This window comes from Arthrobacter sp. K5 (assembly GCF_040448525.1).
Classification (GTDB): Bacteria; Actinomycetota; Actinomycetes; order Actinomycetales; family Micrococcaceae; genus Arthrobacter; species Arthrobacter globiformis.
Genome location: NZ_CP159279.1, coordinates 1,821,319 through 1,840,398, shown reverse-complemented (window position 1 = coordinate 1,840,398; position 19,080 = coordinate 1,821,319). Strand labels below are relative to the sequence as shown.

The window sequence follows — 19,080 nt, the reverse complement described above, 5'->3', positions numbered from 1 at the left end:
GCCGCTGGGTTGGGGGTTCGGGTTCCCCAAGGTTAAACGGGATTTTCCTAGGTGCCGCTGGCACGATCTTTCCATCTGGTCCGACGCCACAGCCGCGAGTGGTCGTTTAGCCAGCTGGCCGGCCCGGCATTGCACCCCCCCTGACATGCCGGGCCGGCAACCCCCCAGGCCTTTCGCTGGACCGCCCTACCTTTAGCTGGCCGCCGGTCCCCAAACCCTCAACTCTGCCGGGACCCCCACTGCACCCGAACGCCTCTGCCGGGGACCCGCCGTCGTCCGTCAGAACACCTGTTCCACAACCGCCTGGGTGAGTTGGCGGATGATGGCGGTCTGTACGGGGATTTCCGCGACGCTGGCGCCCAGCGAATACACCACGAAGGCGTAGGCGCGCTGACCCTGGACCAGGATGCTCGCGTCGTGCAGGTTCCCGTTGAGCAGCCCGTACTTATGGAAAACAGTGATCCCGGGAGGAACTGCGGCGGGGATCAGTGTCTCGTAATTGGTGTTCTGCATGTAGGACAGCAGCTCGGCGGTGTGGGCCGGACTGAGCAGGCGGCCGTTGTAGAGCAGGACCAGAATCCTGGCTGTCTCAGCAGGGGACAGCGTGTTGAAGGTTCTGTCGTAGGGAATGCCGAGCGACGCCGCGTAATCATGGATGCCCTGGTAGCCGACGGCACCCAGGATCAGCGCCCACGATGTGTTGTTGCTCTGCTGGATCATCTGCCGGATCTGGAAGGCGGCGGTCTGGCCGCCCATAGGCGCCGTGAGGGACAGGACACCCGCCTCGGCAAGGTGGAAGTACGCGGCCGCGGCAAGGATTTTGCCCGTGCTGGCCGCCACGAACTTCTCCCGGACGCCGAACTGGCGGACAACGCCGTCGGACATGTCAACGAGGGCTACGCCCAGCTGGTACCGGCTGTTGGCTGCGATGATGGCGGTGAGCTGTTCCTCGAGAGTTGCATCGGCCGGTGCCGCCGGCGGCCCCGCTTGGGGTGGCGGTGCGGCGGCCGTTGGTGGTGCCGGCGCGGCGGGTGCCGGGGAGGGGCGCACGACGGCGGCGGGCGGGGTAGGTGCCGTCCGTTTGGTGGCCGTCGTCTTGGGGCTGGGCTGTTTTGCGCGGCTGGGAGTTGGCGCCGGGGCCGACGCCTGCGGGGCGGGCTTGGTTGTTGCCGGCGACGCAGTCTTGCCCGGCAAAGGCGCAGCCGCCGGCGCGGCGCCCGGCGCAGCCCGTGAAGGTAAGGCCGGTGGGGCCAGGGCTGACCCGTAGGCAGTGGTTGCGGTCAGCACCATCGCAGCGCAGATGATCAGGAGCCGGCCGCGGGGCTCCGCCGGCCAGGGGACTGCCTGCGTGGACTCTGTGCCAAGCCGGTGCCGGCGGCGGGCGCGATGCCGGCCGGGGACCCTGCTCATCGCCCGGACCTCATGCGTCAGACCTCATTGCCCGGACCTCTTGGCCTTGGACCGGAAATGTGTAGCGCCTGCCACTCGCCTCACCCCAATTCGCCTGCCGCCGTCGTCAGGGGCGGCACACGGCCACGCTGGCACCCGGAGGTTGGGAAAAGGTGGGGCCCTGGCCGGGAAAAGTTGACTCAGGCCACCAATATGGGGGATGGCGCGGTCAGGGCAACAGCCGGGGGTTCGCGGGGATGATGGGGATCAGGCCCGTGGGCAGCTTGATTTCGGCGTCCTCGGGCCGGTCCTGTCCCGCCCGTTCGATGGCCGCCCGGAAGTGGGGCAGGCTGCGCTCCACCATGTCCTCGCTGGCCGTGAGGGAAATCCGGAAAAACCCCGGCGTCTCGAACAGGGCGCCCGGAAGCACAAAGACATCCTCCTGGCCCAGCGCCTCGGTGAAGGCCTCGTCGTCATGAATGGGGCACTGGATGAACAGGTAAAAGGTGCCCTCGGACGGCCGGAGCCGGTATCCCATGCCGCGCAGCTCCTGGACCAGACGGTCCCGCTTCTGCTGCAGCTGGCCGACGTCGATGGTGAACGTCTCCAGCCGCGGCAGCGCATACTGCAGGACGGCGTTGGGGTAGATCCAGCCCATGGCCAGCTGCATGGCCTCGATGGCGGTGCCGAGCTCCTTGCGGTCCTGCATGCTCGGCGGCAGCGCCAGGTACCCGATCCGCTCGCCCGGCGACAAATGCGTCTTGCCGTAGGAGTAGGCCAGGAGCGTGTAGGGATAGAACTCCGCGGGGCTGTGGAAACGGGTGCCGTCGAAGACGATCCTGTTGTACGGCTCATCCGACACCAGGTAGATCCGCCGGCCTATCCGCTCCGACGCGTCGTCGAGGAGCGCGGCCAGCCTGCGGAGGAGCTCCGGCGGGTAGATCCTTCCGGTCGGGTTGTTCGGCGAGTTGATGATCACCACACGGGTCCGCTCCGTGATGGCCTCTTCGATGGCCGCCAGGTCGAGGTCGAAGGTTTCGAGGTCGATCCGGACTTTGACAGGGACCAGTCCGGCCTCGACGGCGAGCGGCTCGTAGAGGAACCAGGGCGGCAGGCTGTAGATGACCTCGTCGCCGGGATCGGTAACCGCCTTCAGCGCAAGGGCGATCGCGGTGAAGCCTCCGGTGGTGAGGTACAGGTCCTCGGGTTCGAACCGGACGTCGAGCAGCCTGCTCAGCGAATCCGCCGCTGCCTCCCGCGCATCCATCTCGTTGGTCTTATACGCGAACCACTGGTCGTCGTGCGGGTGGAGCGCGTCCCGGAGGGCGTCAACGTAGGCCTCCTGCGGCATCTGGTGCGGGTTGCCCAGGGTGAAATCGCAGATGCCGGGGAGGTGCTTGCGGTGGGCATAGGTCGAATGGTTCAGGTGCTCGGAGATCCGCCGGAAGGACGGGATGGAGGCCACCTCAAGGGCGCGCCGCGAGGCGGAGGAGTCCGTCACAGCCCGGTTTCCTGCGGCTTGGCATTGGCCTTCGCCGTGAGCAGGAGATACTCCCATTCCATCTGCGCGGTCGTATCGCCGTGGGCTTCGATGTAGTTGCCGGCAAGTTCCGTGAGTGCGTTGTCCAGGGCCTTGGCCTTCTCCTCGTCACCGGACAGGGACTTGTACACGGAGATGGTGGGGCCGTAATGCGACTTGAAGTAGTGCAGGAAATCTTCGGGCTGGCGGAAGCTGGTGATCGCGACTGTCCGCTTTTGCGCCCGGATCTCGCTCAGCCGGTCGCCGAACAGCTCACGGACATGGTCTTCGCTGCCCCACAGCGGCGCTGGCTGCGCGCCGGGCGGGGGCGGGGGAGCGAAGGGTTTCATGGCGGCGAACATCTGCCCGATGAAGCCCTCCGGGGTCCAGTGCAGCAGGCCGACGGTCCCGCCCGGCTTGCAGACACGCACCAATTCGTCGGCGCTCGCCTGGTGGTGCGGGGCGAACATGGCACCGAGGCAGGACATGACGACGTCGAACTCGCCGTCCGCAAAGGGGAGATTCTCGACGTCCGCCTCCACCCACTCGAGCTCAACGCCGCGGTCGGCAGCCTGCCGCCGGCCGGCGTCGAACATCTCCGGGGTGAGATCGCTGGCTATCACCCGGGCACCCATCATGGCCGCGGGGATGGCAGCATTGCCGGCGCCCGCGCCGACATCCAGGACGCGCTGGCGCGGTTTGATGTTGCAGGCCTCCACCAGGATGGCGCCCAGGTCCGCAACGAGCTCGCTGGCCAGGGCAGGGTAGTCGCCCTGCGCCCACATGGCCCGGTGTTTTTCCTTCAGGGCCTTGTCCGCCCCGGCTTGATCGTTCATGTCCGCGCACCTCTGCTTTCGCGGGTCCAGTAGCAGCGCCCCAGCTGAGTCAGTGGAGGCTGTGGTGCGACTTATTGTGGGCTTCCCGGCTGGGCTTGTAAAGGTTGCACATCCCCGACTGGGTAGCAGCAGAGGGCGTTGTCAGCGCTGAGAACGCCCTGACGTGCTACCCAGATGCGCGGATGTGTCAGGAGTAGTCCGCCTTCAGCAGCGCCGACTGCGTGGCGAAGGCCGGGTCCCCGGTCTGCCGGCCGAGGATTGCGAGCTGGCTGGTGACGCCCTTGTGGTAGCCCGCCGGGGCCCGCCACACGTACTGGCCAAAGGGGCTGGCGGCATACCAGGAAATGGTCCCCGGGCGCCGGTAGCTGGTGAAGTAGTCGCGGATGGTGGTGGCAGCGGTGTTGAACATCGACTGCGCGGTGGCGTTCTTGGTGAGCCGGTAGTAGTCGTAGGCGCCCCAGGCCGCATAGATGTGCCCGTTGACCACATGGCTGGAGGGGATGTTCGTGCCCACGTATTCCTCAAACCACATATAGACCTTGCTGCCGCTCAGCACCAGGTCCTGGAACCACGGCCTGCCGTTCTTCTTGGGCACCTGGTACGAGCGGAAGACGCGGTCGGCATGGGTCTTCCAGTAGGTGTTGCCGGTGGTTTCGTACAGGTTCACCAGCGTGGAGAGCATCATCCCCTGCGCCATGCCGGAGTACCAGGGAATGCCCATGTCGATCCTGTTGCCCGGCGTGTGCCTGAACTTGTACGGGAACCATGTGGCCCCGCTGGCGTCCGAGAAAGAGCCGGACAGGATGTAGCGTGTGGTGGCGTCAGCGCGGCGCAGGTACTCCGGGTTCTTGGTGACGCGATACGAGGAGAGCATCTGGTTCACGAACCACGCGCTGTTCACCGGGTGGTAGACAACCACATTGTTGATCTTGATCTGCACCACGCCCTTACTGTTCACCGTCCCCCACGTTGTTGCGGTCAGGGGAACCACAGCCGTGCCGATGTAAGGGGAACCGCCGGCGGTGTTGATGGTGTAGTTCGCGTTGGCGTAGGTGAGCTGCACGGGCGGCGCCGCCTGGGACGTGACGGCAGCGGCCAGGAGCATCGCGGCGGCCGCGATCAAAGCCGTAAGAGAGCGTGAGATATCGCGGTAGCGCAAAGAAATTCCCCCATGAGACCAGGCCAGATTGCGCCAATGGTAGCAAGCCGGACGCCCTGGCAATACAGGCAGCAAGAAGCAATCCAACTGGGTCGCAGCAGAGGGGGTTCTGAGGGCTGAGAACCCCCTTAAATGCGACCCAGTTGGGGAATTGGGGACGTTGGGGTCAGCGCCCTGGTTAGTCCCGGCGTCGGACGGCGTATGCGAACAGACAGGTCGTGGCCACGGTGGCCAGGTACCCGGCGATGACGATCAGCGAGATGCCAGCCCAGAAGTAGTTGGTGGTGCTGGCCTCCTGGCCGATGCCGGGAACGATCATGACCAGCGAATACACCGATACCGCAGTCGAGGCCAGCCCCAGCACCATGGGCAGCCCGATCCAGAGCCGCGCCGAACCCCAGTGCCCGCCGAAGCCGTCCCAGACGTTCCACTCGTGGCCGTCATTGCGGAGAATCAGCCAGCCCGCGGGAATCATGAAACAGCCCACCACCAGGAACGCTGCCACCACATCCGCCGGCCGGTGCCACTGGTTCACCAGCGTGGACATGCCCGAGGCGATCGCAAACGTCCCGCCGACAAAGCCGGCCAGCGGCCGCCACCGCGGGGACGCCATCAGGAACACGGCGGCCGCCGCGGACGCCGCCAGCGTGGTGTGTCCGGAGGGCAGCGAATTCAGCTCCAGCGTCTCCACGCCCCGGTACGGCCGCAACGGCAGCAGGTCCTTGAGCACCTGCGTGGCGATGTTCGCCGCCACGCACGCCGCCACGGCAATACCCGCGGCCCGCCAGCGGCGGTGAATCACCGTCACCAGCAGAACGACGACGGCGGCCATCACCAGGGAGATGGTGGGCAGCCAGTCCAGGAACCGGGTGGTCACCTTGCCCGCGGGCCCGTGGATTTCCACGGCCTCCACGAGGGCGGACTCGTCGATGAACTGGCCCGTGGTGGTCCGGACGAAGTAGTAGTAGGTTGCGGCGAGCCCTGTAGCGCAGACCAGGGTGGCCACGGCGAACAGGAAACCGGTGCCCGCTGCCAGGCGCATCCGTCGGGCTGCCGGCTGACGGCCCTGCTTCTGGCGGCCTTGCTTCTTACGGCGGGGGTCCCTGAGCTGGAAAGTCATCGTAACAAGGGTGTCACAGATTGCTGGGAGTCGCCTGTCCGCCCGGTGGATGCGCCCTGTTGTGGCCCGGCTTTCCCGGCGCCCGTGGATGCTCGACTCTGCAGGCCAGAGGGCATTACGTTTGGGGCATGACCGAAAATCCAGAGGAAAGCCCCGCTGTGTCCGAAGAACCGGTCCGCGCAGAACCGGTCCACGCAGAACCGGTCCGTGACGAAGCCGGCCGCGAAGAACCTGCCAGCGACGAAACCGACCTCAGCACCAAACTGGACCCGGATGTCATCCCGCAGCAGGGCGAAGCCCCCAACGCCAAGCGGGCCCGTGAGCACCCCGAGGAGACCGGCAGCTGACGTTCCGGAACGCCGCCGGCAACGTACGGAACGCCGCCGGCTGGCGGCTAAAGTTGGTGCATGGGCGGTATCGCGGATGTACTTGGCCCCATCCTGGAAATCATGACGTGGGTGGGCTTCCTCCCCGGCGTGCCGTTGCTCGTATGGGGACTGATTATCGAACGGCGCCGCTGCGCCTGGACCAAAACCACGGGTGAGGTGTACACCGCCGGCGGCTTTACCGGCTTCCGCTGGACCGACCAGGAAAACGTCCCGCGCCAGACCCTGGTGGACTCCGACGTCGCGCGCGGCCTCGTGGCCGGCACCACGGTGGAACTGCATTACGACCTCTGCCACCCGTCGCGCTGGGGCCTGAGACCCCCCAAGCACGACAACACCATCCTGATCCTCGGCTGGATCCTGACCGGAGTGGGCATTCTGAGCACCGTCGGGGGCTTCGTGCTGCTGCTCTTCTGACGGCCGCGAACAAAGAGCCCGGAAAAGGGGCCCGGCCAGCCCAACCGGACAGACCAACCCAACCGCGCAAACCAACCCGGGCCGGACATGCGTCGGGTACCCGTGCCGCGGCGGGTACCCGGTCTGTGGGGCAGCTGAAGCTGCGTTTTCCGTCTGCTAGACGTGGGGATCGACTGTTGAAGCCCGGCCGGCGCTCGCGGAACGACCGCCGCGCCGGTTCCTGTCGCGCAGGTGGTCCAGCAACGCCTGTTCAGGATGCCCGGGGTTCTCTGCCAGGTGGCGCAGGAGCCGGCGCCTGACCTCGGACCGCGGATCCGCCGTGGCGAGCACGTTGTGGATGATGTCCAGGACCTGTTGGTGGAGTTCCGAGTCGTCCACCATCACCGTGGTGGGCTGGCCGTAAGGGGAGTCAACCGTGGAGCCCCATCGCTCCGGCGGAATGGGTTCATACAGATCGCGGAATTCCGTGTGCATCACTGGCTCCTTATTGCGGGGGGAAACTGCTTCTTCGGATTGCCGCCGCGTGCGCTTATTCATTGCTGCTGCCACTCCTGCCGCTGGTGGAGGAGAGACCGTCAGTGCCGGAGAGACCGTTAATGCCGGAGAGACCGTTTGTGCCGTCGAGCTCGCTCGAGGACGTTGTATCGTCAGTGGGTGCCACTGCCGGGGAAGTGACCTGGGCCGGTTCCACAATCTCGACGCCGTGATCATCAGAGGATACGGCGGGGTCTTCGCCGGCATTGGCTGGGTCGTCGGGTGCCAGCCCGATCTGGGCTGGTTCCGCTGGTTCTGCTGGCTTCGTGGAGAGAGGCGAGGAGGTGGCAGGATTCAGCGGCGCCGATTTGAGCGCCGGTGACGAGGCCCTGGGCGTTGCCGTGGGGTTGGTGAGCGGCGACAGTCGCGGGGTCAGGACCGAGTCGCGGGGGGCCGGTTCACGAACAATCACCCCGGGTTCCTGACCTGTCGGCGCCCCTGTGACAGCCTGCGCCCAGACGGTGATGCTGGCGAGACCCACCAGCGGAATGCTCAGCAAGGACCACCTCTTCATCGGCCTGCCACACCTCCTTCGTGAAACAACTTTGAGGCGTGAAGGTGAGGCAGGGATGAGACGCGGATGAGAGTCTTCTCATGTACCCGGCGGGCACGCGTCAGGTGGGCAGAAGGCCTAAATCGAGTGGCCTTCCGCATCATCAGTGCCGGCTGCCTCATCGGGAGCCGCGGCGGAAGGGCCGGTCAGGCACACGAGCCGGTAGCCCACGCCGCGGATGGTCTGGATGCGGTCCTGGCCAAGCTTGTGCCGCAGGTACCGCACGTATACGTCCACCACATTGGAGGACCCCTCGAAGTGGTAGCCCCACACCCGGCTCAGGAGCTGCTCGCGGCTGAGCACTTTGCCGGCATTCTCCATGAACGTCCGGGCCATGACGAACTCCCGCGCGGACAGGTCGATCACGCGGCCGCCGATCTCGGCAGTGCGCAGGTTCACGTCAAGCGAGAGGTCACCGCAGACGAATGTCGGGGCGGAGGTCACCGCCTGCGCGCCCCGGAGCCGGAGCTTGATGCGGGAGAGCAGTTCCTCGAACCGGAAGGGTTTGGTCATGTAGTCGTCCGCGCCGCCGTCGAGCGCCGCTACCGTACTTTCTAGGCTGTCCGCCGCCGTCAGAATGATCACCGGAATCGTCGAGTGCATGTCGCGGAGGTTTTTGAGGACGGTGAGGCCATCCATCCTGGGCATGCCGATGTCCAGGATGAGGAGGTCGAACTCCCCGGACGTGGCGTAATCCAGTGCTTTCACCCCGTCGGAGACCTGGGTGGTGGTGTAGCCGGCCGCCGTGAGGCCCTTGGCGAGGAAGGCCGCGATGCGCGGCTCATCGTCGGCGATGAGGATCCGGGTCAAGGCGCGCCTCCCGCCGGGGTTGCCAATTCAATGCCCGACGCCGGTCCGGCCGGCTTTGGTTTGCCCCCTGCGGTGCCCGTTCCTTTATGTCGCGGTCCCTTGGCAGGCGGGCCCTTGACGGACGGGGCTTCGCTGCCGCTCCGGCCGGCGCTGTCCGCGGCGGCGGAATCATCCGTTTTACGGTCCGCGTCCTTGCCGCCGGAGGGGATCCGGAGCACGAAGCGGCTGCCCTTGCCCTCCTCCGATTCCAGCTGCACCGTGCCGCCATGCGCCTCGGCGATGGCCTTCACGATGGACAGTCCCAGGCCCGAGCCTTCCGAGGTTGCCGAGTTGCTTCCTTTGCCGAAGCGCTCGAAGATGCGCTCATGATCCTCTGCGGGGATGCCGGTGCCGGTGTCCGACACCCAGATCTCCAGCTCTCTGGATGCGGAGTCTGCCAGCTCCCGCACCACAGACGCCCGACCGCTTTGGGGGGTGCCGTCGTCGTTCTCCACCCAGGCGCCCCCGACCGATATCCGGTCCGACTCGGAGGTGTGTTTGACCGCGTTCGCGGCGAGCTGCTCCAGTGCCTGGGTGAGCCGGCGGCGGTCAACGCGGATCAGGCCGCCGGGCTTGGCGTCCAGGCGCCACTGGCGCTCGCCGAGGACCCGGACCCGGTTCAGGACGTCCTCCAGGAGGTCGTCGGCCTCCACCCAGGCGGGAGTCACGAAGTCCGGCCGGCCGCTGCGGGCCAGGATCAGCAGGTCATCCACCAGTACCTGCATCCGGTCCAGCTCGTCCAGGAGCAGCATGCGGGTCTGGTCGACGTCGTCGGGATCCCCGGCCCGGAGCAGCTCCAGGTAGCCGCGGATGATGGTCATGGGGGTGCGCAGTTCGTGGCTGGCGTCGTGGACGAACCGGCGCTGGTTGTCGAAACCGGACTCCAGCCGCTCGAGCATGCGGTTGAAGTTCATGGCCAACTGGGCAATATCGTCCGTGCTGTCCGGCACCTCAACCCGCTTGGTCAGGTCCTCAAAGGTGGTGGCTTCCGTGGCCTCACGGAGCCGCCGGACCGGACTCAGCAACCGCCCGGTGACCAGGTAGCCCACCAGGCCGGTCAGCGCGAGCGTCGCCAGGGACGCCAGGGCGAAGGTCCACATGGAACCGAAAACCTCGGCGCGCTGGGCCCCGATCTCGCTTGAGGCAATCAGCAGGCCCTGGTCCTGGCGGCCGCCGGCAGTCAGCGAAACGGACGTGATCGCCAGGCGCACCTTCCGGCCGTCCAGGTCAATGTCGCGCATCACGGTCTGGCCGGGGGCGCTCCACTCCCAGACATGGTCCGTGACGGCGGGCGTGTTCAGGTTGGTCGGCTGCTCCGCAGCGGGCAGGATGACGTTGCCCCCGCGGAGCACGGTCATCACGGACTCGAAGCCGCCCGGGGCGCCATTGCGCAGATACGTCCTAAAAAGGTCATGCACGGTGGTGTAGGGGGCGCCGCCGAAATTCGGCCGGCCCTGTCTGGCAAGCTCGTCCAGGTTCTCGCGCGGCAGCTGCAGCTCGGCGTTGACACGGTCATTGAGGCTCTTCAGCTGGGCGGCGTGGGTGGCAGCGCCGGCCACAAAGAGACCCACCGCCATGAAGACGAGCAGCGTGGCCAGCAGCCGGAAGCGGACGGAATGGAGTTCCGTGCGCAGTGCGCTGGCCGCATTCATGGGACTACCCGGCCTCTATTTACGTGTGACCTGCGTAACGCGATGCACAGCCGGGCCGCCCGCGCAAAATATTTTTGAAATCCTGAGCGGCCGGCAAAGACGCTCATCGCCGAGTACTCGGAGTACTTGGTTGTACCCGGGCCGGCCATGGTCCGCCTCATTGGATCACCCATTTCATGCTGATTCGGCGGTCCTCCGGGGACGAGGATCGCGGTAGTACCGCTCTAACTGCGGTAATACGAATGTAGCCCCGGGTTCTTGGGAAAAACTTGGTGTTTCTTGACCTCGCTGCCATCCTCCCGGCGGGTTTCAGGGGAGCCCCGGGCCACCCCCACCGAGTGGTGGCCGGCTCGATGCAAAAGCAACCAAGTAGTGCCCTGACCGAAATTCGAGTACTCGCTACTCGTGCCCCTACTTGCCCGAGTGACAAGTATGAATCCAAGCCATTCATGGGGAATGCAGTTCACATGGGGATAGTAGGTGCAGGAAAATGGTTCAGACTGTTGCAGAAGATACTCGTTGGTCCCGGAGGGTCAACGACGACGAGTACCTTCCTAACTCGATGGAAGAAGCTGGTGGCACAACGACGAAGTTGTCCATCAACATCCTGGGTCCGCTCCGGGTCCGCCGCGGCGGCGTGGTCATCGGATCCCACGAACTTGGCGGTCCCAAGCCCCGCCAGGTCCTTGAAATCCTGTTGCTCAAGCTGGGGACCCCGGTCTCCAAAAACCACCTGATCGACGTTTTGTGGAACGGCCAGCCGCCGGCTGAGGCCCTCTCCACGCTGGAAAGCTACGTCAGTGTGCTGCGCCGCCACCTCCAGCCGGGAAGCGGCAAGGGCGGCGCCCTCCGCACGGTCACCGGCGGCTACATGATCGACCGCAGCATGGTTGACCTTGACCTCGACCGCTTCGATGACCTGCTCAAGCAGGCCGGACATGCCTCTCCGGAGGAGTCGTTCCGGCTGCTCGAGAAGGCCCTCGACATCGCTTCGGTGCCGCTGCTCGGCGATGAGCTGCTGGCCGGCTGGGCCGAGGAGGAGCGTGCGCTCCACTCCGCCCGCGTCGCCAGCATCAAGGCACGGGCAGCGGAAGCCGCTGTCGCCGTCGGACACCCGGAGCGTGCGGTGGCCCTGGCCAGCGAACTGCTCGTGGACGATCCCATCAACGAGCGCGCCTGGACCGCCCTGGTCCTGGGCCTCGAAGAGTCCGGGCAGTACATGGAAGCGCTGCGGGCCTACGGGCGCTGCCGCCGGGTCATGGACCAGGAGATCGGCTGCCTCCCCGGACGCCCGCTGCGGGAAGCACACGCCCGGCTGCTGCAGGCAACGGCCGCCAGCGAGGACGAAATGGACCTCTCAGATTCTGATGCTCCCACCCCGGCAACATCGCAGATCACCCGGGAAATCAGCATCCTGACCATCGACGACCACAGCACGTTCACGGAACTGCTGACGGCAGCCCTGGACCGCGAACCGGACCTGCGGAGCGTCGCCTCGGCCACCACCGCCAAGAGCGGCGTGGAGCAGAGCATCGCCCTCAAGCCCGACGTCGTGATCATGGACTTCCACCTGCCCGACGGCGACGGCCTCACCGCCGCTGCCCGGATCCTCGCCGACGCCCCGAACACCCGGATCGTCATGCTCACCGGCGACCCGACGCCGGAAGCGCTGCGGACCGCCGCCTCGATGGGCATCTGCGCCTTCCTGCCGAAGGGTGGATCGCTGTCCACCCTCCTGGACACACTCCGCTACGCACGGGCCGGCAACATGGTGGTCCACCCCTCGCTGGTGGCCCAGCTGGGCATGTCCACTCCCGCTCCGGCCCCCGCGGTCCGCGAAGTGGAACCCGGCGGACCCGTCCTGACGCCCCGCGAACTGGACGTGCTCCGACTGATGGCCGGCGGCCACGGCTCCAAGGAAGTGGCCAGCAAGCTGGACATCTCCCTCAACACCTGCCGCGGCTACGTGAAGGCAATCTTCGCCAAGCTCGGAACCCACTCGCAGCTCGAATCGGTCATGGAAGCCTCACGGCGCGGCATGCTCGAGCAGCCGTCCCATGGCTAGGCCATCGCTCCGCAAACCTGCCCTGTTTCGCCCGTTCGAATCGCCGGCCAACCACAACTCCGAGGTTTTCAAGGCCGTCCGGCGGTTCCTGCTAATGGGGCTGGTTGCCCTGGTGGTGGTCACCACCCCGGTGGCCTTCTGGATCTGGTCCGAGGCTGAACGCCACGCACTGGAGAACTCCAAGGAGGCCACCGACCACCTGGCCAACAACGTGGTGGGACCGCTGCTGGACGCGGAGGTCCTGTCCGGTGCGCCCACGGCCGTTGAGCGGCTCGACGAGCGCCTCCGCCCCTGGATGGGCGAGACGTCGGTGTTCGAGATCCGGCTCTGGGACAAAGACGGGCGCATCGTCTACTCGGACGACCCCAAGCTCATCGGCCACACCTTCGGCCTGCCGCACGAGGCGCAGGAAGTCCTGGACGGCGGGGACGTCCCCGCCAACCTGGAGATGCAGAAGGACGAGGTCAACACGCCCAACGTCGAAAACGGCGAGCTCGTGGAGGTCTACGTGCCCGTCACTGCCCCCGACGGGCAGAAGCTGGTGTTTGAGACGTATTACGACGACGACGGCGTCCGCCAGGAGCAGGCCGCCGTTCTGTTCGGCATGGCCCCGCCGTTTCTCCTGTCCCTTGCCGTCCTGCAGCTGGCGCAGCTGTTCCCGGCAGTCCAGCTGGCCCGCAGGATCCAGGCGTATGAAGCCGGCAGGAGCCGGCTGCTCCGCCGGGCCATCGAGGCCTCCGAGCTGGAGCGGCAGCGCATTGCCCGGGACCTGCACGACGAAGTGATCCAGGAACTCTCGGGGCTGTCCTACGTGATGGAGTCCGAGGAACTGCACAGCCCGCCCGGCCAGCGGGCGCTGTTCTCCGACGCCCGGCGGATCCTGCAGGACAACGTCCGCAGCCTGCGGGCCATGACCAGCGAGCTGTACCCGCCGGACCTCAACCGGCTCGGCCTCTCCGGGGCGCTTGCCCGGCTCGGTGATCCGCTCGAGGAACGCGGGATCAGCCTGGAGCTCGACCTGCCTGACCAATATGAACTGGACCGGGACCGCGCGGCCCTGTTCTACCGGGTGGCCCGCGAGGCCCTGGCCAACACTGCCAAGCATTCCCGGGCGGCCAAGGCCGAACTCCACCTCCACCAGGACGGCGACCGTTCAGAAATCCGCATCCAGGACGACGGCTGCGGCTTCGACCAGAGCGAGGGGTCGCCGGAAGGGCACTTCGGCCTGCGCATCATGAAGGACACCATCGGCGAGGCCGGCGGCACGCTCCAGGTGATGTCCGCTCCCGGCCGGGGGACCACTGTGGTCGCGCGCTTCGGAGCCGGGGGCAACAAAGTCCCGTCCTCCTTCGACCACGAGCCGGAACCGGTGCCCTCGGCGTAACGACCCTGGGTGCCCCCCAAAGGCCGCCGGTCCCTCCAACGACGTGGGGGCCGGCGTAGTTCTGCGCCGGTACAGTGAATTCATGCCCCTCCAGTACCCGCCCCTCGAGGACCTGCTGCACAGCGCCCGCGTCGTGGTTCTGCCCATGCGCGTGAAGTTCCGCGGAATCCTGGAACGCGAAACGCTGCTTCTCCGGGGCCCGCTGGGGTGGGGCGAGTTCGGCGCGTTCCCCGAGTACGGAGACGCCGAGGCCTCCCGCTGGCTTGCCTCCGCCATCGAAGCCGGCTGGCACGGCTTCCCGGAACCCCTGCGGACCAGCATCCCCATCAACGCCACCGTGCCCGCCATCGAGGCCCGCCGTGTCTCGGAAATACTGGCCCGATTCGGCCGCGTGGACGCCGTGAAGGTCAAGGTGGCCGAACGCGCCCAGACGCTCGACGACGACGCCGCCCGGGTTGCCGCTGTCCGCGCAGCGCTTCCCGACGCAGCCATCCGCGTGGATGCCAACGGCGGCTGGGACGTTCCGACTGCAGTGGCGGCGCTGACCCGGCTGGCCGACGTCGGGCTCGAATACGCGGAGCAGCCCGTGCCGGACATCGATGGCCTGGCGGAGGTGCGGCGCCGGCTGCGTGCCGCGGGGGTGCCGGTGCTGATCGCGGCCGATGAAAGTGTCCGCAAGGAGGAGGATCCCCTCAAAGTGGCGCGGGCCGGCGCGGCCGATCTCCTCGTGGTGAAGGTGGCGCCGCTCGGGGGAGTCCGGCGCGCACTGGAGCTGGTTGCGCAGGCGGGCATGCCCGCCGTCGTGAGCTCCGCACTGGACACGTCAGTGGGGATCCGGGCCGGGCTCGCGCTCGCTGCCGCACTGCCGGAACTGCCGTATGCCTGCGGGCTTGGAACAGTCTCGCTGCTCGGGGCGGACGTCACCACCCAGCCGCTCGTGGCAGACGACGGCGCCATCACCCTGCGTGATGCCGTCGCCGACGAGGGGCTGCTTGAGAAGTACGCCGCCCCTCCCGAGCGCTGCGACTGGTGGCTCGCCCGGCTCCGCCGCGCCTACGCCGTCCTGCAGGCCCCGGCGTAGCCCTCTTCTGCTGGGACGCTTCCTCATTAGGGTGCCGAGTTCACCGGATCTTCATCTGAGTGTCGGCTTCCGGTTGGCTTTCGCTGCAAGGGTGGCGGTGCCGCATCTAAACCCTTGGAAGGTCTCTCTCCCATGTCTGAAATCTCCGGACGCAAGTTCGCTCTGCTGCCCATGCTCGGCCACACCAAAGGCAAGCGCAGCCCTGTCACCTGCGCGCTCAAGTGCGACAACGCCTGCGCGGGCGACGTCTGCAACACGAGCGCGAACAGCTACTTCCGCGACATTGCCTCCACCACGCTGTCACGCCGCGCAGCCTTGGGCTTCGGCGCCGCCGGTGCCCTCGCCGTCGTGCTTGGCGGTGCCGTAACCTCCGGTGAGACGGCCGCTGCCGACGGCGGAACGGGACTGTCTGCCGCCGCGAAGAACGGCTTTGGCCAGGGTGCGTCCAAGCTGCAGTTCACCGCCATCCCCGCCGTTGCGTCCGACGTCGACGCCCTGACGGTTCCGGCAGGCTTCACCTGGCAGCCCGTGATCCGCTGGGGTGACCCGATCTTCAAGGACGCCCCGGCGTTCCAGCTGGGCAACCAGACCGCAGCAGCACAGGAGCGCCAGTTCGGCTACAACAACGATTACTCGGACATCCTCGAGATCCCCGGCAGCAAGGGCCGGCGCGCGCTGCTGTTCGCCAACCACGAATACACGAACGAGAACATCATGTTCCCGGCCAGCATGCCGGCCGGGCAGATGCGCGCGGTGGGGGCGGCCGCCCACGGCCTGAGCGTCGTCGAGCTGGAGCGCAAGAACAAAAACAAGCCGTGGAGCTACGTCCAGGGCGCCCCGCTGAACCGCCGCTACCTGAACAGCACCCGCTACGAGCTGACCGGCCCCGTCGCCGGCTCGGACCTGGTCAAGACCGTGGCCGACCCCGAGGGCCGCTGGATCAACGGCACGCTGGGCAACTGCTCCGGCGGCACCACCCCGTGGGGCACCATCCTCTCGGGCGAGGAAAACTTCAACGGCTACTTCGTTGCTCCGGGCACGTCCGCCGCGGACAAGCGCTACGGCCTGACCAACAAGGCCACGGCGCGGCAGTGGGAACTCGACGACCCCCGCTTCAACGCCAACAACGCCGGCTACGAAAACGAGACCAACCGCTTCGGCTGGATTGTGGAGGTGGACCCGTTCGACCCGACGTCCACTCCGAAAAAGCACTCATCGCTGGGCCGCTTCAAGCACGAAGGCGCCAACGTGATCGTGGCCAAGTCCGGCCACGTGGTTGCCTACTCCGGCGACGACGAGCGCTTCGACTACCTCTACAAGTTCGTCTCCAAGGCCAAGTACCGTGAGGGCGACCGCAAGCACAACATGACGCTCCTCTCCGAAGGCGACCTGTACGTCGCCAAGTTCACCGGCAACGCCCCCACCGCTGAGATCGACGGCAAGGGCACCGTACCGTCAGATGGATCCTTCGACGGCACCGGCGAATGGCTGCCCCTGGTGGTCGGCGGCAAGTCCATGGTTGCCGGCATGTCCCTCGAGGAAGTGCTCGTATACACGCGACTGGCCGCGGACAAAGTGGGACCCACCAAGATGGACCGCTGCGAGGACGTCCAGCCCAGCCTGCACACCGGCAAGGTCTACGTCGCCTGCACCAACAACTCGGACCGCGGCAAGCCCGGCAAGGAAGGCGCCACCGAGGTCAACCCGCGCAACGAAAACCGCGACGGCCACATCGTCGAAATCACGGAGACCGGCGACCAGACCTCCACCAAGTTCACCTGGAACCTGCTGATGGTCTGCGGCGATCCCTCCACCGGCGACGTCACCTACTTCTCCGGCTTCCCGGCCGACCGGGTCTCGCCGATCTCCTGCCCGGACAACCTGGCCTTCGACTCCGTGGGCAACCTCTGGATCTCCACCGACGGCGCCCCGTCAGGCATCGGCAAGGCCGACGGTCTGTTCAAGGTCACCCTGGATGGCCCCGAGCGCGGCCGCGTGGAACAGTTCCTCGCAGTGCCCCGCGACGCCGAAACGTGCGGACCGATCATCCACGACACCGAACGCAGCGTCTTCGTCTCCGTGCAGCACCCGGGCGAGGAGGGCACCTTCGAGGCGCCAAACTCGTACTTCCCGGACTACGTTGCCGCCGGCGCCACGCCCCGCCCGGGCCAGGTCCGGGCTCCCCGCCCGGCCGTGGTCCAGGTGTTCCCCACCGACGCCTAGCCTCCGCAGCGCCCCGACGCCGACGCTCCGGCACTTCTCCGGTTGCGAAGTGCAGGAGCGTTGGGCGCTGGCGGCGGGATGTGAGGAAGGGTTGATGGCAGACTGGTTCGGTGACTTCCCACGAACCTATCGAGCCTTCCGCCTCCACTGTCGGCACCCCGGACCACGCTGATCCCCAGGCCACCCTGACGTCCGTGGCGTCCGCGCGGATTGCCGTCGCGTCGCTGCTCGACGGCGGCGTCCGGTACGTCGTTGTGGCGCCGGGTTCGCGGTCGGCCCCCATGGCCTACGCCCTGGCTGAAGCCTCCGCGGCCGGGAAAGTGGAGCTGCTGGTCCGGATCGACGAGCGCTCGGCCGGGTTCACCGCACTCGGCCTGGCCCTGGCCACGGGCGCGCCGGTAGCCGTGCTGACGACGTCGGGGACCGCCGTCGGGAATCTTTTGCCGGCGGTGATGGAGGCCAACCACGCCGCCGTCCCGCTGGTGGTTGTTTCGGCAGACCGGCCCGAGGAACTGCGCGGGACGGGCGCGAACCAGACGACCATCCAGCTTGACCTGTTCGGCGAGCACGTCCGCTTCGCCGTCGACGTTCCCGCCGGCGAGAGTCCGCAGCGGGCGGTGGAAACGTCGCTCGCCGCCGCCACCGGGGCCTTCGAGGACACGCCGCCAGGACCCGTGCAGCTCAACATCGCCTTCCGCGACCCCCTCGTTCCCGAAAACGGGGAGCGGCTGCCGGAGCAGCGCGGCCACGGGACCTTCCGGATCGGCACCGAACCGCTCACCATGACCCTCGACCCCGCCGCGGCAGAGCTTCCCGAACGGCGCACCGTGGTCCTCGCCGGGCACGACGCCGGTCCGGTCGCCGAGGCCTTCGCCCGCGCCCATGGACTGCCGCTGCTGGCCGAGCCGTCGTCCAACTCCCGTTTCGGCCCCAACGCCGTGGGACCGTACCGCCTGCTGCTGGAGCACTTCGGCCCGGACTCGGCGCTGCCGATCGAGCGTGCCGTGGTTTTCGGGCGCCCCACGCTTTCCCGGCCCGTTTCGGCATTGCTGGCTCGGACGGACATCCCGGCAGCCCTCTACGAACCTGTGCCGGTCGCCTGGTACGAGCCGGGACGGCGCCGGGAAACGCCCATCGCCAGCCTGGCCGAGCTCGCGGAGTTCGCCGGCCGGGGCCCGTCCGCCTGGCTCGACGCCTGGCTGCTCGCAGGCGCCGCGGCCCAACATGCCGTCGACGGCATACTCGCCGCGGGAGAGCCCGCAACCGGTCCCGCCGTGGGCTCACTCGTCTGGCAGCACACCCGCGGCCAGCTGGTTCTCGGCTCGTCCAACGGCATCCGCGACGTGGACCTTGCCGGCCTGCCCGCATCCGAGCCGGCCGCCACGGTTTTCGCCAGCCGGGGCCTTGCCGGCATCGACGGCACCATTTCCACCGCCACCGGCATCGCACTCGGCGGCCACCAGGAAACCACCCTGCTGCTCGGGGACGTCACCTTCCTCCACGACGCCGGCGGCCTCTTCCTCGGCGCCGGCGAGGAACAGCCGCAGCTGCGAATCGTCGTCCTCAACGACTCCGGCGGTGCCATCTTCAGCCTCCTGGAACACGGCGCAGTCGCAGAGGCCGGCGGCTACGGAGACGCCGTCGAACGCCTCTTCGGCACCCCGCACTCAGTGGACATTGCGGCGCTCGCCGCGGCGTACGGCGTCGGGCACTGTTCGGTGACTACGACGGCGGGACTCGCCGAGGCGCTTGCCGCACCGTTCACCGGGCGCACCATCATTGAGGTGCGCACAGACCGCCACGGACTCCGGGACCTGCACGGCAGGATCAAGGCCGCGGTGGGCGCGGCCGTGGCACGGGTGCTCGCGGAGTAGGACCCGGCTCACCTCCCGCCTGACACGGATCCTCTCCTG

Annotated in this window: 16 protein-coding genes; 7 read left to right on the top strand and 9 right to left on the bottom strand. The window is 67.4% G+C overall.

Going from position 1 to position 19,080, the window contains the following annotated elements:
- Nucleotides 1-279 precede the first annotated feature (279 nt).
- From ABRP34_RS08280 to ABRP34_RS08260, 5 genes are all read right to left on the bottom strand, one after another.
- Nucleotides 280-1,410 carry a serine hydrolase gene (locus ABRP34_RS08280; protein ID WP_353712832.1) on the bottom strand — a complete coding sequence of 377 codons (1,131 nt, stop codon included), beginning with the start codon at nucleotides 1,408-1,410 and terminating at the stop codon, nucleotides 280-282.
- Between the two features lie 208 nt (nucleotides 1,411-1,618).
- Nucleotides 1,619-2,890 carry an aminotransferase class I/II-fold pyridoxal phosphate-dependent enzyme gene (locus tag ABRP34_RS08275; RefSeq protein ID WP_353712831.1) on the bottom strand — a complete coding sequence of 424 codons (1,272 nt, stop codon included), beginning with the start codon at nucleotides 2,888-2,890 and terminating at the stop codon, nucleotides 1,619-1,621.
- Nucleotides 2,887-3,744, bottom strand: a complete 858-nt coding sequence (locus tag ABRP34_RS08270; protein ID WP_353712830.1) for a class I SAM-dependent methyltransferase — start codon at nucleotides 3,742-3,744, stop codon at nucleotides 2,887-2,889. Before ABRP34_RS08270 ends, ABRP34_RS08275 begins: the two co-directional genes overlap by 4 nt.
- 187 nt (nucleotides 3,745-3,931) lie before the next feature.
- Complete coding sequence (locus ABRP34_RS08265; RefSeq protein WP_353712829.1) at nucleotides 3,932-4,903, bottom strand: D-glucuronyl C5-epimerase family protein; 972 nt, start codon at nucleotides 4,901-4,903, stop codon at nucleotides 3,932-3,934.
- A gap of 178 nt (nucleotides 4,904-5,081) precedes the next feature.
- On the bottom strand, nucleotides 5,082-5,945 hold the full coding sequence (locus ABRP34_RS08260; RefSeq protein ID WP_050934377.1) for a phosphatase PAP2 family protein: 864 nt from the start codon (nucleotides 5,943-5,945) through the stop codon (nucleotides 5,082-5,084).
- Nucleotides 5,946-6,151: 206 nt separating this feature from the next.
- On the opposite strand from ABRP34_RS08260, the gene ABRP34_RS08255 reads away from it, so the two are divergent.
- Nucleotides 6,152-6,370 (top strand): hypothetical protein, encoded by a 219-nt coding sequence (locus tag ABRP34_RS08255; RefSeq protein WP_353712828.1) that lies wholly within the window; start codon nucleotides 6,152-6,154, stop codon nucleotides 6,368-6,370.
- A 60-nt stretch (nucleotides 6,371-6,430) separates the two neighbouring features.
- Nucleotides 6,431-6,826: a hypothetical protein gene (locus tag ABRP34_RS08250; protein WP_003804128.1), complete on the top strand. Its 396-nt coding sequence runs from the start codon at nucleotides 6,431-6,433 to the stop codon at nucleotides 6,824-6,826.
- A gap of 156 nt (nucleotides 6,827-6,982) precedes the next feature.
- Here ABRP34_RS08250 and ABRP34_RS08245 read toward each other — a convergent pair whose 3' ends face one another.
- From ABRP34_RS08245 to ABRP34_RS08230, 4 genes are all read right to left on the bottom strand, one after another.
- Nucleotides 6,983-7,300, bottom strand: a complete 318-nt coding sequence (locus ABRP34_RS08245; RefSeq protein ID WP_003804129.1) for a hypothetical protein — start codon at nucleotides 7,298-7,300, stop codon at nucleotides 6,983-6,985.
- 55 nt (nucleotides 7,301-7,355) lie between these two features.
- Entirely contained in the window at nucleotides 7,356-7,874 is a 519-nt protein-coding gene (locus ABRP34_RS08240) for a hypothetical protein (protein WP_353712827.1), read from the bottom strand.
- 117 nt (nucleotides 7,875-7,991) lie between these two features.
- Nucleotides 7,992-8,723 (bottom strand): response regulator transcription factor, encoded by a 732-nt coding sequence (locus tag ABRP34_RS08235; RefSeq protein WP_003804133.1) that lies wholly within the window; start codon nucleotides 8,721-8,723, stop codon nucleotides 7,992-7,994.
- A complete protein-coding gene (locus tag ABRP34_RS08230) occupies nucleotides 8,720-10,414 on the bottom strand; it encodes a HAMP domain-containing sensor histidine kinase (RefSeq protein ID WP_353712826.1) in 1,695 nt (564 codons plus the stop codon). The genes ABRP34_RS08235 and ABRP34_RS08230 overlap by 4 nt, the downstream gene beginning before the upstream one ends.
- A 490-nt stretch (nucleotides 10,415-10,904) precedes the next feature.
- Between ABRP34_RS08230 and ABRP34_RS08225 the strand changes: the two genes are divergently transcribed.
- From ABRP34_RS08225 to menD, 5 genes are all read left to right on the top strand, one after another.
- Nucleotides 10,905-12,479 carry a BTAD domain-containing putative transcriptional regulator gene (locus ABRP34_RS08225; protein ID WP_003804136.1) on the top strand — a complete coding sequence of 525 codons (1,575 nt, stop codon included), beginning with the start codon at nucleotides 10,905-10,907 and terminating at the stop codon, nucleotides 12,477-12,479.
- Nucleotides 12,472-13,863 (top strand): sensor histidine kinase, encoded by a 1,392-nt coding sequence (locus tag ABRP34_RS08220; RefSeq protein WP_353712825.1) that lies wholly within the window; start codon nucleotides 12,472-12,474, stop codon nucleotides 13,861-13,863. Before ABRP34_RS08225 ends, ABRP34_RS08220 begins: the two co-directional genes overlap by 8 nt.
- Before the next feature lie 82 nt (nucleotides 13,864-13,945).
- On the top strand, nucleotides 13,946-14,944 hold the full coding sequence (locus tag ABRP34_RS08215; RefSeq protein ID WP_353712824.1) for an o-succinylbenzoate synthase: 999 nt from the start codon (nucleotides 13,946-13,948) through the stop codon (nucleotides 14,942-14,944).
- Between the two features lie 132 nt (nucleotides 14,945-15,076).
- Complete coding sequence (locus tag ABRP34_RS08210; protein WP_353712823.1) at nucleotides 15,077-17,167, top strand: PhoX family phosphatase; 2,091 nt, start codon at nucleotides 15,077-15,079, stop codon at nucleotides 17,165-17,167.
- Between the two features lie 128 nt (nucleotides 17,168-17,295).
- A complete protein-coding gene (gene menD, locus ABRP34_RS08205) occupies nucleotides 17,296-19,041 on the top strand; it encodes a 2-succinyl-5-enolpyruvyl-6-hydroxy-3-cyclohexene-1-carboxylic-acid synthase (protein ID WP_353713332.1) in 1,746 nt (581 codons plus the stop codon).
- The last annotated feature ends 39 nt before the right edge of the window (nucleotides 19,042-19,080 follow it).

Coding starts and splice junctions, on each gene's coding strand:
- ABRP34_RS08280 (WP_353712832.1), bottom strand. CDS start 1,410: ATGAGCAGGGTCCCCGGCCGGCATCGCGCCCGCCGCCGGCACCGGCTT.
- ABRP34_RS08270 (WP_353712830.1), bottom strand. CDS start 3,744: ATGAACGATCAAGCCGGGGCGGACAAGGCCCTGAAGGAAAAACACCGG.
- ABRP34_RS08260 (WP_050934377.1), bottom strand. CDS start 5,945: ATGCGCCTGGCAGCGGGCACCGGTTTCCTGTTCGCCGTGGCCACCCTG.
- ABRP34_RS08255 (WP_353712828.1), top strand. CDS start 6,152: ATGACCGAAAATCCAGAGGAAAGCCCCGCTGTGTCCGAAGAACCGGTC.
- ABRP34_RS08250 (WP_003804128.1), top strand. CDS start 6,431: ATGGGCGGTATCGCGGATGTACTTGGCCCCATCCTGGAAATCATGACG.
- ABRP34_RS08245 (WP_003804129.1), bottom strand. CDS start 7,300: ATGCACACGGAATTCCGCGATCTGTATGAACCCATTCCGCCGGAGCGA.
- ABRP34_RS08240 (WP_353712827.1), bottom strand. CDS start 7,874: ATGAAGAGGTGGTCCTTGCTGAGCATTCCGCTGGTGGGTCTCGCCAGC.
- ABRP34_RS08230 (WP_353712826.1), bottom strand. CDS start 10,414: ATGAATGCGGCCAGCGCACTGCGCACGGAACTCCATTCCGTCCGCTTC.
- ABRP34_RS08225 (WP_003804136.1), top strand. CDS start 10,905: ATGGTTCAGACTGTTGCAGAAGATACTCGTTGGTCCCGGAGGGTCAAC.
- ABRP34_RS08220 (WP_353712825.1), top strand. CDS start 12,472: ATGGCTAGGCCATCGCTCCGCAAACCTGCCCTGTTTCGCCCGTTCGAA.
- ABRP34_RS08215 (WP_353712824.1), top strand. CDS start 13,946: ATGCCCCTCCAGTACCCGCCCCTCGAGGACCTGCTGCACAGCGCCCGC.
- ABRP34_RS08210 (WP_353712823.1), top strand. CDS start 15,077: ATGTCTGAAATCTCCGGACGCAAGTTCGCTCTGCTGCCCATGCTCGGC.